The organism is Saccharomonospora sp. NPDC046836 (genome assembly GCF_040645195.1).
Classification (GTDB): Bacteria; Actinomycetota; Actinomycetes; order Mycobacteriales; family Pseudonocardiaceae; genus Prauserella_A.
The window spans coordinates 40,141-53,805 of the sequence record NZ_JBEYXW010000016.1 but is presented as its reverse complement, the minus strand read 5'-3'; the positions used below and the strand labels follow the sequence as shown (position 1 = coordinate 53,805).

General features: G+C 69.9%; 15 protein-coding genes. 8 read left to right on the top strand and 7 right to left on the bottom strand.

The features are described 5' to 3' along the window. The first annotated feature begins 70 nt into the window (after window positions 1-70). Complete coding sequence (locus ABZ863_RS19185) at window positions 71-1,300, top strand: CoA transferase (protein WP_358537259.1); 1,230 nt, start codon at window positions 71-73, stop codon at window positions 1,298-1,300. A 5-nt stretch (window positions 1,301-1,305) separates the two neighbouring features. On the opposite strand, the gene ABZ863_RS19180 is transcribed toward ABZ863_RS19185, so the two are convergent. The 4 genes from ABZ863_RS19180 to amiA all read right to left on the bottom strand — a co-directional run bounded on the left by ABZ863_RS19180 (window position 1,306) and on the right by amiA (window position 5,143). Next, entirely contained in the window at window positions 1,306-2,670 is a 1,365-nt protein-coding gene (locus ABZ863_RS19180; RefSeq protein ID WP_358537256.1) for a YcaO-like family protein, read from the bottom strand. Continuing rightward, window positions 2,664-4,109 (bottom strand): CocE/NonD family hydrolase, encoded by a 1,446-nt coding sequence (locus tag ABZ863_RS19175; protein ID WP_358537254.1) that lies wholly within the window; start codon window positions 4,107-4,109, stop codon window positions 2,664-2,666. Before ABZ863_RS19175 ends, ABZ863_RS19180 begins: the two co-directional genes overlap by 7 nt. A gap of 4 nt (window positions 4,110-4,113) precedes the next feature. After that, complete coding sequence (locus ABZ863_RS19170; RefSeq protein WP_358537252.1) at window positions 4,114-4,959, bottom strand: hypothetical protein; 846 nt, start codon at window positions 4,957-4,959, stop codon at window positions 4,114-4,116. Between the two features lie 61 nt (window positions 4,960-5,020). Then, window positions 5,021-5,143, bottom strand: a complete 123-nt coding sequence (amiA, locus tag ABZ863_RS19165; protein ID WP_358537250.1) for a streptamidine family RiPP — start codon at window positions 5,141-5,143, stop codon at window positions 5,021-5,023. A gap of 141 nt (window positions 5,144-5,284) precedes the next feature. Between amiA and ABZ863_RS19160 the strand changes: the two genes are divergently transcribed. From ABZ863_RS19160 to ABZ863_RS19135, 6 genes are read left to right on the top strand one after another with little or no spacing between them, the layout of a single operon-like run. Next, window positions 5,285-6,541: an MFS transporter gene (locus tag ABZ863_RS19160; RefSeq protein WP_358537247.1), complete on the top strand. Its 1,257-nt coding sequence runs from the start codon at window positions 5,285-5,287 to the stop codon at window positions 6,539-6,541. Then, a complete protein-coding gene (locus ABZ863_RS19155; protein WP_358537245.1) occupies window positions 6,538-7,326 on the top strand; it encodes a TIM barrel protein in 789 nt (262 codons plus the stop codon). Before ABZ863_RS19160 ends, ABZ863_RS19155 begins: the two co-directional genes overlap by 4 nt. After that, on the top strand, window positions 7,310-8,296 hold the full coding sequence (locus tag ABZ863_RS19150; protein ID WP_358537243.1) for an ABC transporter substrate-binding protein: 987 nt from the start codon (window positions 7,310-7,312) through the stop codon (window positions 8,294-8,296). Before ABZ863_RS19155 ends, ABZ863_RS19150 begins: the two co-directional genes overlap by 17 nt. After that, window positions 8,293-9,312: an iron chelate uptake ABC transporter family permease subunit gene (locus tag ABZ863_RS19145; RefSeq protein WP_358537240.1), complete on the top strand. Its 1,020-nt coding sequence runs from the start codon at window positions 8,293-8,295 to the stop codon at window positions 9,310-9,312. The genes ABZ863_RS19150 and ABZ863_RS19145 overlap by 4 nt, the downstream gene beginning before the upstream one ends. Further along, entirely contained in the window at window positions 9,309-10,334 is a 1,026-nt protein-coding gene (locus ABZ863_RS19140; protein WP_358537238.1) for an iron ABC transporter permease, read from the top strand. The genes ABZ863_RS19145 and ABZ863_RS19140 overlap by 4 nt, the downstream gene beginning before the upstream one ends. Then, a complete protein-coding gene (locus tag ABZ863_RS19135; RefSeq protein ID WP_358537236.1) occupies window positions 10,331-11,113 on the top strand; it encodes an ABC transporter ATP-binding protein in 783 nt (260 codons plus the stop codon). Before ABZ863_RS19140 ends, ABZ863_RS19135 begins: the two co-directional genes overlap by 4 nt. On the opposite strand, the gene ABZ863_RS19130 is transcribed toward ABZ863_RS19135, so the two are convergent. From ABZ863_RS19130 to ABZ863_RS19120, 3 genes are all read right to left on the bottom strand, one after another. Further along, on the bottom strand, window positions 11,095-11,760 hold the full coding sequence (locus tag ABZ863_RS19130; protein ID WP_358537235.1) for a hypothetical protein: 666 nt from the start codon (window positions 11,758-11,760) through the stop codon (window positions 11,095-11,097). The genes ABZ863_RS19135 and ABZ863_RS19130 overlap by 19 nt on opposite strands. Before the next feature lie 87 nt (window positions 11,761-11,847). Further along, window positions 11,848-12,009 (bottom strand): hypothetical protein, encoded by a 162-nt coding sequence (locus ABZ863_RS19125; RefSeq protein ID WP_358537232.1) that lies wholly within the window; start codon window positions 12,007-12,009, stop codon window positions 11,848-11,850. Beyond that, window positions 11,985-12,296 carry an SRPBCC domain-containing protein gene (locus ABZ863_RS19120; RefSeq protein WP_358537230.1) on the bottom strand — a complete coding sequence of 104 codons (312 nt, stop codon included), beginning with the start codon at window positions 12,294-12,296 and terminating at the stop codon, window positions 11,985-11,987. Before ABZ863_RS19120 ends, ABZ863_RS19125 begins: the two co-directional genes overlap by 25 nt. Before the next feature lie 108 nt (window positions 12,297-12,404). Here ABZ863_RS19120 and ABZ863_RS19115 point away from each other — a divergent pair, with 108 nt between their 5' ends. Continuing rightward, complete coding sequence (locus ABZ863_RS19115; RefSeq protein WP_358537227.1) at window positions 12,405-13,622, top strand: MFS transporter; 1,218 nt, start codon at window positions 12,405-12,407, stop codon at window positions 13,620-13,622. Window positions 13,623-13,665 lie beyond the last annotated feature (43 nt).

Here is a 13,665-nt window from a genome sequence, read left to right as displayed (position 1 = left end):
GTCCTCCCTGTCGCCCGATCTGGTGTACCGTAACAGCGTACAAGTGTTCCTCACAAGAGGAGGATGTCCGATGAGCCTGGCGACGACGCTGCGCGGTGTACGCGTGCTCGACCTCACCCGCAACCTCGCCGGCCCCTTCTGCACTATGACGCTTGGTGACCTCGGAGCGGAGGTCACCAAAATCGAGCACCCCGCCGGCGGCGACGACACCCGGCGGTGGCGGCCACCGGAGTGGGACGGCCGCAGCGCCACCTATCTTGCTGCGAACAGGAACAAGAGAAGCGTCGCCGTGAACCTCGATGACCCCAGCGGCAGGGACATCGTCCGCGCCATCGCCGCCTCCGCGGACGTGCTCGTGGAAAGCTTCAAGCCAGGGTCCTTGACCCGCCGCGGCCTCGGCTACCAACAGCTCGCCGAGGCGAACCCGCGTCTGGTCTACTGCTCCATCAGCGCCTACGGCGACCGGGGGCCCAAGAGCGGGCTGCCCGGCTACGACCCGATCCTGCAGGCAGACACCGGCATCATGGACCTCACCGGCGATCCGGAAGCGGATCCGGTGCGCCTTGGCGTCGGCGCGATCGACCTCGGGGCCGCGCTGTGGAGCGTCCTCGGCATCCTGGCCGCGCTGGCCAACCGCGAGCGGACCGGACAGGGTAGCCACGTGCGGAGCAGCCTCTTCGAGACCTCAACGTGGTGGCTGTCGTATCACCTGGCCGGGTACCTCGGCACTGGAGTCGCGCCGCGACGCCAGGGAACCGCGACCCCGTTCATCTCCCCTTACCAGGTTTTCGACACCGCGGACCACCGGCTCATGCTCGCCGCACCCAACGACGAGCTTTTCCGCAGGCTCGTCGATGAGCTCGGAGTGCCAGGGCTCGCCACGGAACCGCGATTCACGACCAATCCCGACCGCGTCGCCCATCGTTTCGAGCTGTGCGGCCAACTGGCTCCCGCGCTCAGACAATGTAGGGCCGAAGAATGGGAGAAACGGCTTCGGGCCAGGAACATCCCCTGCAGCCGAGTGCGGACCATCGCCGAACTGGCCACGGATCCGCAGCTCGACGCGCTCGGCCTGCTTCGAGCGATACCCGGTTCAGCGATCGACGGGCTGCGGCTCGTGGACACACCGATCACTGTGGACGGTGCCCGTGGTGACTGCCGGCTGCCTCCGCCGGAACTCGGTGAACACACATTCGAGGTCCTCGATGAGCTCGGTTTCGGACCCGAGCGGGTAGCCGAGCTCCAGGAACAAGGAGTGATCAACGGGTCCTCCCCCACGGGCAGCGGCAGCCCGGACTGAGCACGTCACAAGAACGGCGGCGGATCGAGCAGCAATCCGTCCGGTCCGGTGAGCGGATCGGCCCCGGCCGCCCAACCTCGTTTGCCGATTACCTGGCGCCAGCGGGGCAGGCCGCAGTACCGGAACGCCGCCGGCGCGTTGGGCACCAGCCCGGTCGCGCAGACCCGGACCACGCGCAACGGCGTGTGCGCCACGTCCGATGTGGTGAGATCGGCATGCGCGAGCCGGCAGCCGCCCGCACGCAGGCTCGCGAGGAGGTCCGGCATGGTGCCGCGCGGGAGCGCACCGAGACCCACGGTTTCGGCTGGGCGGGTGAAGCGGTGCAGCAGCCGTTCCTGCACCCTCGGGTCCAACCACACCTCCACCTGCGCGCCGAGGTCACGCACCCGGGAGAACCACAGGCCCGCGTCGTCGAGATAGCGCCTGTCGGCACGAAACGGAAGATACAGTCCTTTGGCCAGCACACCGGCTTCGATGGCGTCGAACACCCAGCCATCCGGCCGAACCAACCCCAGGGTGAACACCCAGGTGTGCACCGCTTCCAGCACCGCCTTGACGCACGCTTCGGCCGGGTCGAAGCGTGCGGCGGCACCACCGCCGACGATTCCCGTCTCGGGATCTGTCACGACCGCGGCAACGCAAGCCACCGGGTGTTCGGTCGGCAGCTCGACCAGATGCACCCGCAGCCGCGTCCCCGCGAGTTCCCCGGCAAGGCCCGGCACGTCGTCGATGTCGACCGCGCGTGTCGGCGCGCCCAGGTGCCACCACAACTCGAGCGCATCGCGCTCCACGAGTTCCAGCAGGCCACGGCGGAACGCGTCCTCGGCGTCGACACCCGTGGCGATACCGGCGTAGTTGAGGTGGTGCAGCCGAGGCTCGGCGCGCCGCGCTCCACTGTGGTAGTTCAGGTACACCCAGGACGCCGGCAGCCAGCAGTCCTGGCCGTCCTCAGTCCCACGGACCCACGCCAGGTCGAGGTCCGGGGTGAACCGCCGGTACTCGAAGCCGGGGCGCTCGTACTGCCATGGCGCGAAGAACGGCAGGTCGTCCGGCCCGAACAGACGCTCGCCCGCGGCCACCAGTTCGGCGGCGGATGTTCTGCGCAGCCCAGGAGAAACCCTGTTCCCGCAGTACCGTTCGACGGCTTCCCCCAGCGCGGCCGCGCGCGCGTTCTCCGGGTCGCCGAACGTGACTCCCAGGCTCACCCGGTCGGCGGGCCAGGCGCCGAACTGCCGCGCGTCGGCGACCTCGGCGGTGAACCCGCGATAACGGCGCGGCATGCCCGCGACCGGTTCGATGTCCACGAGCCTGCGCACGATTCCGGTCAGCGGATCGATCAGCGCTTCGGCGGGCAATGATGCGGCTACCACGCCGCCTCCTCAATGATCTTTTCTGGGGCGACCGCGTCGGTCGCCACTGTGTGCAGCGGGACTTCCAGGTCCGCACCGAGTACGCGGCGCCTGCTCGGCTGCAGTGCCGTGGCGGTGACCGCGTCCTCGCCGGTATGCGGGTTGCGGGCGTACCGGGGCCAGTGATGGCCGGCGATCTCCACGACCAGGCGGGCACCTGCGCGCAGCACGGCACCGACCGGTGGTGTGGTGAGCGCGATCCGCGTGGGCTCTGCCCGCAGACCGGAGAAGCGCCGGATCGCGTGGGTGAGCTGGACGCCGTCGACCGAAACCCGGACGACCCAGTCGGCGTCGGACGTGTCTGCCGAGGCCCTCAGCCGCAGGGTGAGTCTGCCGCGGATCTCAGCGGGCCCCACAGCAGGGCTGTGCAGCACCGCGCACCGGGACCGGTCGATGTTCAGCGTGCCGCCGAGCGGCTCCGATTGGAACGGACCGTCCGGGTCAGCCACGAACCCGGCCGGCGCTCCGGTGAGCGGTAGTACCGTCACCTGAGCACCGTCCACTGTGTTCAGCCGGCGCCACTGTCCGCTCTCGCCAACGGCTAGCACAGCTCGGCGGTACCTTGCCTGGCCTCGAATGACGTGTCGTGCCCAGCCGAGGTAGAGCGCGCCGATGCGTGCTCCGCCGAGGGCGGCACCCGGCCTTCCGCTGTCCAGCTCATGGCCCCACGGCCCCAGAACCAGTCGGGTGGGGCCGCCCCAGGCGTCGGCGAGTTCCGCCGTATGCGCTGCGAACGGATCGGCCAGGCCACCCACGGCCAGCAGCGGCATCCGCAACCGGTGGACCTGCTGCCACACCGCGGAGCGCTCCGGAGCTGTCCACAGTGCACTCCAGCCTGCTGGGCTCGCCCCGAGCACGAGGGCGGGCAGGTCCCGCACCGGGAGACCACGAAGCAGGGCGTCATCCCAGCGGAGCCCGGTACGTGGACGGTGTACGCCGCCATGCTCGCTCCACCAACCGACCCGGCAGGCCAGCCGGACAGCACCGCCGGGCTCACGAGCGGTCTCGCCGAGACCGAGCGCCGGGACGGCGGCGAGGACTCCCTTCACGCCGTTCGGCCGGGCCACCGCAGTGGCGATCGCACAGAACGCTCCGTAGGAGGCCCCCGCCACGATCACCCGTCCGTCGCAAAAGGACTGTTCCCGCACCCAGTCCAGCACCCGGCCGCCGTCGACGTACTCGTGCTCGTACGGCAGGAATTCGCCGGTGGACGCGAAACGCCCCCGCACGTCGCCTACGACGCAGGCGAACCCGCGCCGGGCCCAGCTTCGGGCTTCCGGCAGGAGGTTCTCGCGGCCGTAGGGCGTGCGGATCAACACGGTGGGCAGCGGACGATCCTGGGTCTCGCTGACGACGGTGACGGCCAGCTGCTCCCCGTCGGCAGTCAGGATGTCCGCCACGGCTTCACTCGGCACAGGCGGGTACCGGCAGCACGGGATGGTCGGCGATCGCGCCACCGTCGAGATCGACGACGCGCAGACGACGGTTCGCCGGCAGCGGCGTCGGGGTGAAGCTGTTATGGGACAACCTGTTGTGGGATGACGCAGTGCCGATCGCCCAGGTCGCGAGATCGTGCGTGACCAGCGATGCCACCAGCCGGCACTCCCCCGCGTCGAGGAGCTCCTCGCCGGTGATCGTGCGGCCGGTCGCCGACTGTTGCCAGTAGGCGGAAAGGTGGCGATGCCCCGATCCGGCCGCGGCGAGCCTTCGTGCCCGGACGTCAACGTGACCGACATCGCCGGGGTGGGCCGCGATCGGCTCCAGCAGGACATGCCTGCCTTCTCGGCTCACTCGCTGCCAGGCGATCCCGTGTTCGGGCAAGGCATCGAGACGCGACCACCACTCGGGGGCCGCTCCGTCGTGGAGCGCGGACACCGCGGCTACTCCCCTGTCCACGACGCCGGCGACACTCACCTCGCCCGGAAGCTCGACCGGGCACGCTCCGGCCGCGACCACCGCATCCATCATCGCCGCGGCCACCGGACGGGAGCCGGTGACCAGTAGCCCGATCCGCCGGCGCTCGGCAGGCCAGTGCCTCCGCGCACCGAGGTGGCCTGCCGCGCGAAAGGCAGCGAGTTCCTCGGGGTCGGCTGCTTTCCCTTGCAACGCGGCACAAATCCGGTCCGCCGCATCGGCAGGCAGCGCCAGGTCGAACAGTTCGCCCTCGGCGTCCCGCAGCGCAGTGGAACCGTCGCCGGTGCGAAACAGTGCCGCCCCTGGGCGTAGCGACTCGGTGGGCTGTGCGGCCATGCTCGTCTCCTACGATTCGGGGGGTGCCGCCGCACCTGTTCTGCGGCGGCACCCCACCTACTCACTCCTGGTCGTCGTCGAACGGGTTCTCCACCAGCGCGTTGCTGTGGCTGGCCGAGTTGTGCGGCAGAGTGCGCTCCGCCTGCACGCTCACGAAGATGTTCTTCTCCTCCACGGTTGTCACCTCCTCCCGGTGCTCGAACGAGCTTCCAGTTACGCATAAATGACAACCATTTTCAATAGTGGCACAGACCACGTCGGCTGCATCTTGCGGCCGAGGAGGTTTATTAGTAATGATTTTCACCTTCATGTAGAGGAGGTGAGCGTGGACAGCGCGACGGCCGCTGATGCGGGCATCCGAATCGACTTCCGGCGCTACCTCGCGGCGCGTGTGGTCTCCGTCGCCGGCAGCCTGATCTCGGTAGTGGCACTGCCCGTGCTCGTCTACCAGCTCACCGGCTCACCTGGCTGGACGTCCGCCGTCGCGGTCGCGGAAGCGCTGCCCTATCTGCTGTTCGGCCTGATCGCCGGAGCGATCGCCGACCGTGTGCGGCGGCGCAGGCTGATGATCGGGCTGGACCTGGCGACCGGGGCGCTGCTTGCCAGCATTCCGCTCGCGTGGTCACTGGACATGCTCACCGCCGGGCACGTGCTCCTGGCCGGCTTCGCCATCCAAACGTTGTTCGTGTTCTTCGACGCAGCCAACTTCGGCGCCTTGCCCACGCTGGTGGGCAAGGCACGTCTCACGTCGGCGTACTCGACCCTCTACGGTGCCACGACGATCGCCGAAGTGGCTGTGCCGCCGCTGGCCGGCCTCGCCGTGGCGATCATCGCGCCCGCGCCCTTGATCGCACTCAACGCCGTCACCGCGGTGGCCTCGGCCCTGTTGATCCGCGCGATCGTGCGCCCGCTGTCCACCGATACGCCCGAGACTCGGCGGCCGGTGACGATACTGGCCGACATCGGAGCCGGACTGAGCTTCATCTGGGGTAACCGGGTGGTGCGGCTGCTGACGCTGGTCGGCACCACACACGCGGCCGCCGGAGGCGCATGGGTGGCCATGCTCGTTCCGTTCGCCGATCACACGCTCGGCGTGGCCGCATCCGGTGATGCCCGGCTGGCAGCGCTGTTCGCGTGCTGGGGCATCGGCGGTGTTCTCGCCGCTCGCATCGTTCCCCGGCTCGGCGCCCGGCTGGGCCAGGCCCGCCTCGCCCTCACGGCACTGCCGTGCTCACTGCTCGCCGCCGTCGCGACGCTGCTGACAACGCACTGGCTGGCGGCGGTCGTGGCGGTGACCTGCTGGGGGACGGCGCATTCGGTGGTCGTGCTCAACGCCGTGACCTACCGGCAGCAGGTCAGCCCGGACCACCTTCAGGCGAGGGTCAACACCACCGGCCGGATGCTGGCGTGGGGAGTCGGCCAGCCGGTCGGTGCCGCCGTGGCGGGCGCTGTGGCCGTGGCCGGTGCGGGAGCACGAGGCGGGCTCGCGGCCGGTGCGACGTTGCTCGCCATCGGCGTTGCGGTGGCGTGGCTCGACCCCACTCTTCGCAGAGCACAACACTCCACAAAGGAATCTGAATGATCATTACAGGGCTGGCCTCGGTCACCTTTCGCGGTCACGGCGTGGACGAGATCGTCACGCTGGCCGCACAAGCCCGGCTCGGTGTCATCGAATGGGCTGCCGATGTCCATGTCAGGCCCGGCGACCTCGCAGCCGCTGAGCACGCGCGTACACAATGTACGGACCACGGCATCGCCATCGGAACCTACGGCAGCTACCACAAAGCCGGGGAGGACGACCCACGCCAGTTCGATGTTCTGGTCGGCACCGCCGTCGCGCTCGGCGCACCGCGCGTCCGCGTCTGGGCAGGCACCCATGGCTCGGCCGAGGTCTCGACGGCCGAACGCAGGCACATCACCGACGCCTTGCGGCGGTGCGCCGACCTGGCAGGTGACCGAGGCGTCCGGCTCACGGTGGAACACCACGTCCAGTCGCTGACCGACACACTCGACTCCGCACTGCGCCTCTACACCGATCTCGGTAGCGGGGCCGTGGCGGTCCACTGGCAACCGCGGGAACTTCCCGACATCGGCGAATGCCGCACCGAAGTCCGAGCATTACTGCCGGAACTGGCCTCGGTACACGCCTTCTCCTGGGGCTCGGACGGCTTCACCGAACGCCTTCCGCTTGGCGCGCGTGCCGATCTCTGGCAGGCGATCCTCGCCGAGCTCGCCGCGGACGAAGTGCAGCGGCACGTCTCGCTCGAGTTCGTCCGCGACGACAGCCCGGCGGCGCTGGCCGAGGACGCCCATCAGCTGCACCACTGGTTGAACGAACTGGAGAACACCTGTGCGCCGAACCCGTAACGTCATCGCCGCGCTGGCAGCACTGCCACTCGTGCTGTCCGCCTGCTCCACCGCGCCCACCAGCGACGGCCCCGTCGGTGGTGAGACACCGGCGATCGAGCGCACCGCGGCGCCGCTCGAACCCTCGCTGCGGATCACCGATCCGCATGGGCAGGAACTCACAGTGGACGCGCCGCCGCAGCGTATTGTCTGCCTGAGCGGCCTGTGCGACGACATCGTCGTCGAACTGGGTCTCGTCCCGGCGGGCACGAGCAACCCGGGACTGCTCACCCATCCGGCGTTGCTCGGCGACGAGGGCTCAACGGTTCCGGTGGTGCAGGGCGGCTTCGGCAGCGAGGACGTGGAAAGCATCGCCAGGCTCGAACCGGACCTGGTGATCGGTCTGTCCGGTGTGCACGATGGGCTGGCCGACGCCGTGGAGAAGTTCGCACCGCTGTGGCTGACGGAGCCAGCCACCTGGCAGGAATCCTTGGCATACCTCCGCAATCTGGGTTCGCTGACCGGCCGGGTGAGCGAGGCGACGCAAGCTGAGGAGCGGTTCCGCACCGTGCTGGCCGACGCTGTCGAGCGCAAGGCCGGACAGGAGCCGAAGACGGCCGTGCTGATGTACGGCAGCCTCGACTCGATCGGGGTGGACAACACCGAATCGCTCAAGGGCGACTTGCTGGCGAACCTGTTCCACTACCCGTTCCCCGCCAGGAGCTCCAATGTGGACACTGCCAGCAACTACAGCATCGAGGAACTACTTGCCCAGCAACCGGATGTGGTGTTCGTGTACTCACTTCTGTTCTCGGATGACGCGACACCACTGTCCCAGCAGCTCGCGGACAACCCGGTGTGGCGGGAGATCCCGGCCGTGCAGGCGGGCGCGGTGCACGAGATGAACCCCGAGCTCTGGGGTAAGGGCCGCGGCACCCGAAGCCTCACCGCGATCGTGCGGGAAGCCATCGAGAAGGTGCCGACAGCGTGATCGACGTCCCGGCGGTCACGGGGCGCCGGAGGCTCGCACCGGTCGTGGCCGTCGCCTTGTCCGCGGTCGCGCTCGCCGCGCTGGCGTTGTGCCTGGGTCAACCGGTGATCGCTCCCGGTCGGTTGCCGGCCGTGCTGTCCGGCGAGGCGTCCGCACTGGAGCGCGTGATGGTCGTCGAACTACGCGCGCCGCGGCTGCTGCTGGCGTTGTTCGCGGGCGCGGTGCTGGGCGCCGCCGGGTTGCTGTTGCAGGAATCACTGCGCAATCCGTTGGCTGTACCAGAACTGCTCGGAGTCTCCTCCGGAGCGGCCGCGGCGGTGGCGCTGGTCGTCGTGTTCGGCATCAGCGTGCCCGGGGCGCCGTTGGTGCCCGCGCTCGCCGGGGCGGCCGTCGGTGGCGCGCTCACGATCATGGCGGTGAGACGGGCAGTGGGGCCGGCCGCGGTGTTGCTGATCGGTGCCGCGATCAGCGCGGCACTGCAGGCGGTGCTGCTGACGGGGGTGTCACTGTCCGACTCGCGGGAGCAGGGGGTGCTGGTCCGTTACCTGCTGGGCTCGTTGACAGGCACGACCTGGTCCACCGTGGTCACGACGGTCCCCGGGATGCTGCTCGTGCTGCCGTTGACGGTGCTCGCCCTGCCCGCATTGGGTGTGCTACGGCTCGGCGACGACACCGCGACCGCGCTCGGCCTGTCCGCCGGTGCGGCCCGGGTGGCGGTGCTGGCTGTCGGCTGCCTGTTGGTCGCGACGGTCGTGGGGCCGTGCGGTCCGATTGCCTGGGTCGGGTTTCTGGCCCCGCAGCTGGCCCGGTCGGTACGTCCGGGCGCGGAAGCGCGGTCCTGGCTGGTGTGGTCGACAGTGTTGGGAGCGTTGCTGGTGACGGCAGCCGACCTGCTGGCGCGCACGCTGCTCTACCCCATCGAACTGCCCGTCGGAGGGCTGACTGCCCTGATCGCGGTGGTGGGTGGGGTTGCGCTGGCGGCTCGGCGGAGACGGTTCAAGGACGCCCTGGCATGAGGAGCACATGGATGCCGCGTCGCGGGGTCTGGACTGTTCTCACGGCGATCACCGCGTTCCTGGCTCTGGCCCAGCTCATGACCGGATCGTCTGGGAACGGGCCCGCCGCGCTGTGGGGCATGCTCGGCGATGACGTCGCGCGACAGATCGTCGTGGAACTACGCGCGCCGCGGGTACTGGTCGCGCTGGCCGCGGGTGCCTGCCTCGGCATCGCCGGCTGCATTCTGCAGGCGCTGTTGCGTAATCCGCTCGCCGCGCCGGAAATCACCGGTATCGGCTCCGGTGCGGTGCTGGGTGCGGTGACGGCGACCCTGCTCGGCGGGTTCAGCGCCACTCCGCACGGCATGATCGGTACGGCCATCGCCGGCGGTGTCCTCGGCGGTGGGGTGCTCTGGGTGGTCGCCGCGCGGGCAGGAAGCGACCCGCTGCGGCTGTCGGTGATCGGGGTGCTGATCTCCGCCGTGCTCAGCGGAATCACGCTCATCCTGCTGACCGCGCGGCCCCAGTCGACGGGAACGATGGCGCAATGGCTGATCGGTTCCCTGAATGGCCGAGGCTGGGCGCACTGGCATGCGCTGTGGCCGTGGCTGGTGCTCGTACTCGTTGCCGGGCTGCTGATCGCACCGGTACTCGGGCTGCTGTCGGTCGACGACGACCACGCTCGCGGCGTCGGACTGGAACCACCCCGCTGGCGCAGCGCGGCGCTGCTGCTGGCGGTCGTCGCGGCCGCCGCGGCGATCGCCACGGTGGGCGCCCTGTCGTTCGTCGGGCTGCTCGCCCCGCACGCCGGGCGGTTGGTGTTCGGTGCTGACCACCGCCGTGCGATACCCGGCAGCGCACTCATCGGAGCGGCGACCGTGTGCGCCGCCGACACCGTCGCCCAGCAACTGACCACATTGGCCGCCGCTGGGGAGCGGCCGCTGGGCATTCCGACGGGCGCGGTGACCGCCATCGTCGGAGCGGTGGTGCTGATCAGGGCGGCGCGCCGCCTATCCACGCTCACGTCCGGAGGGCAGTCATGACGACGATCGCGGCAACCGGAATCACCGTCCACTTCGGAGACAGGGTAATCCTGCGGGAAGTAGACCTGGCTGTCCCCGGGGGTGCGTGGCTGGCGTTGGTGGGCCGCAACGGCTGTGGCAAGTCCACGTTGCTGCGGGTACTCGCCGGACTGCTCACGCCGGACGACGGCTCGGTATCGCTGAACGGCAGCCCGCTACGCTCGCTGTCCCGCAGGACGATCGCGCGGCAGGTGGCGGTGCTGCCGCAGGCGATGCCCGCGGTGCCGGCCTTGACCGTGAGGCAACTGGTGCGGCAAGGCCGCTACGCCACGCGGGGTCCTCTGGGGATGCTCGCGGGCGGGGATGACGAGCATGTACGTCGCGCGCTGGCGGACACCGGTGTGGCATCGTATGCCGATGCCGCGCTGGACCGGCTTTCCGGAGGTGAACGGCAACGCGTCCGCCTGGCGCTGGCCCTGGCCCAGGATGCACCGGTGCTGCTGCTGGACGAGCCCACGACCTATCTCGACGTCCGGCATCAGTTGGAGATGCTGGAACTGATCGCGCGGCTGCGCGAAGAGCGTGGCCTGACCGTGGTGACCGTGCTGCACGATCTCGGCCAGGCGGCCAGGTACGCCGACCGCGTCATCGCGCTACGCGACGGCCGGGTGTACGCGGACGGCCGCGCCAGCGACGTGGTGAACGCCGACCTGCTCAACGCCGTGTTCGGCGTGCGTGGACGGGTATGGCCGGACGAACTGACAGGCCGGCCGCTGTGTACCTACGACGCCGTCGGTTGACCGCCGGCCCGACGAAAGTACGCCCAGGCAAGGATGAGACACCCCGCTGCCATGAGCAGGCCATGCCCGATACGGCCCGCGGCCGGTCCGAAGAACTGCGGAATGAACAGCACCAGTCCCGCTGCCAGCGGAATTCCCGCCCAGCCCGGCATAACGCCGGAGCGGGCGACCGCGCGGGCGGTAAGAACACCGGCAGCGGCAAGGAGCAGCATCCCGACGGCGAAGAACGTGCCGGGGAGCCAATCCAGGCGCACTGTCTCGGCCAACGTCAGCAACTCGGTGTCCTGGCCGGACAGCGCGGCGTCGCTGATCGCCTTCAAGCCGAACGTTTCCCCGCCATAGTACGGAAGTACGAATCCGGCGCCGACCCATGCGGTCCGGTACGCAGCACCGGCCGCCGCAGCGCCCTGCGTGTCGGCCAACCCGGCACGCACACCGAGCAACGCGAGCGGTAGCAGGATGAAACCGATCATGGCCGCGGCGTGGGCCAAGCCCCAGGCGGTGGATGCCATCGCTTCGGCGCCCACCAGGGTGGTCTCGTCGGTGTAGGGCCGCAATGCCGGGTAGACCGCGAACAACACCCCCGCCGCAGCCAGGAGCATCACCGTACTCATGCCGCTGCTGGTCGATCGAACCGTTGTGCTCACGGTGTTTCCTCCCGGTAGTGCCATGTCACTATCTTGTCCGTAGTCCGGACGGCGCGCGCCAGCGGCCCCTGACCGTTTACCCAATGGTCACCGGCCGTCGACCATGCTCGGCTGCTCGCAGCGCGCCTTGAACGCCGTGTTGAAGGCCTCGAATCCCGCCCGTGTCCGATCGAACATCGCACCGCCGAACACCGTGAGCGCGCCGGTGAACCTCTCCCGGTGCGTCAGGCGGGTACCCCCATCGGGCAACGCCGCAAGCAGAAACTCGTGGCGGCCGTCGAACAGTCCGGGCACACCGAGCCGCCCCAGCCAGGCAAGGCAGCGCCCCGGGTGACGTCGACCACCTTGGGCCGGAACTCCATGGGTTCACCACCAGGTGGCGCGACCGTGACCGCGAGCCTGGCACCGGGGCGCAGTTCGCCGGCGATGTTGAGAATGAAGGGATCCCAGTCCGGATGCGCCGGAAAGTCGACCAGCACCTCCCAGGCACGGCCCGGTTGCGCATCGATGTCGATCGTGGTCTCGATGGTGGGCATGTGTCCCCTTCCGTGCTGGGCCGACCAGGACAGTACGGCTGCTCCGGCTTCAGCTCCGCTTAGGTCATACCCAGGCGCGCGGCTGCCCGGAGCGGTGACCCTGGCGAGGTGACGAGCCACGATGTGACCACGGTTCCCGACGTCGACGAGCACCGCTCCGCGGTGAGCCGCGGCTGGACAGCGCGCTATGCCCTCGCGAGCACAGGGTTGTGGCTGGCGCTCCTGACGCCCGCGCAGGTGCAGCTGGCCCGCCAGGCGGAGATTTTCGCACCGGACAGCAAGGAAGCCCTTCTCGGGCTGGCGACCGGGCTGGGCTCCGCCGTCACCGCGGTCGCTGTTCCGGTCTTCGGCGCGGCCAGCGACCGGACACGCACGCGTTTCGGTAAACGCAGGCCATGGGTGGGCGGCGGGGTGCTTCTCGGCGCCGCCGGCTTCCTGTGGCTGGCGAGCGCCACAAGCGCCACCACGATGCTGCTCGGTTGGGTGGTCGCGCAACTCGGGCTGGCCGCGGTACAGGCCGGACTGGTGGCGACGATCCCGGACAGCGTGCCCCGGCCCCAGCTGGGAATGGTGGCCGGCTGGGCCGGGATGACCCAGATGCTGGGTGCGCTGCTGGGCACCGTGCTGGTCAATCAGCTGGTGGTGGACCTGGCGGCAGGCTACCTCGCCTGCGCGGCGGTGGCGGTGGCGGCGGCGGTCCCCTTCCTGCTGCGGTACCGGGACGGCGACCTGGCGCCGGCCCGGCAGCCGAAGTCCGCAGTGCGGTGGACGCCGGACCTGGCGTGGGCGTGGGCCAGCCGGTTCCTGGTCATGCTCGGCTTCGCCCTGATCACCCAGTACCTCCTGTACTACCTGACCGACGAGCTCGACGTCGCGGACCCCCAGCGGTCGCTGCTGATGGTGACCGCGGTGACAGTGCTGTGCGCCATGGTCGCCGCGCTCACCGCCGGACGCTGGTCCGATCGGGTCGGCAGGCGACGGGTCTTCGTCGCCGCGGGCGGGGGTTTGCTGGGTGCGGGCGCGCTCGCCATGGCGCTGGCTCCCACCTGGCCGGTTGCGATCGCGGCTGCCGCTGCGGTCGGCGTGGGATTCGGCACCTTCCTCGCCGTGGACCTCGCGGTGGTCGCCTCGGTGCTCCCCTCGGCCAGCAACACCGGGCGTGACCTCGGGGTGTTCGCCATTGCTGTTGCTGCGCCACAGATTCTGGCCCCCGCACTGGCCGTACCGGTTCTCGCGCTGGCCGGCTACACGGGGCTGTACCTGATGACCGGCCTGGTCGCCGGCGCAGGCGGCGCACTGGTCCTCCGCGTCCGCTCAGTCCGCTGACCCGCCGCGCGCGAGTCCCCCGCTCCTGCAACCGGAGCGGGGG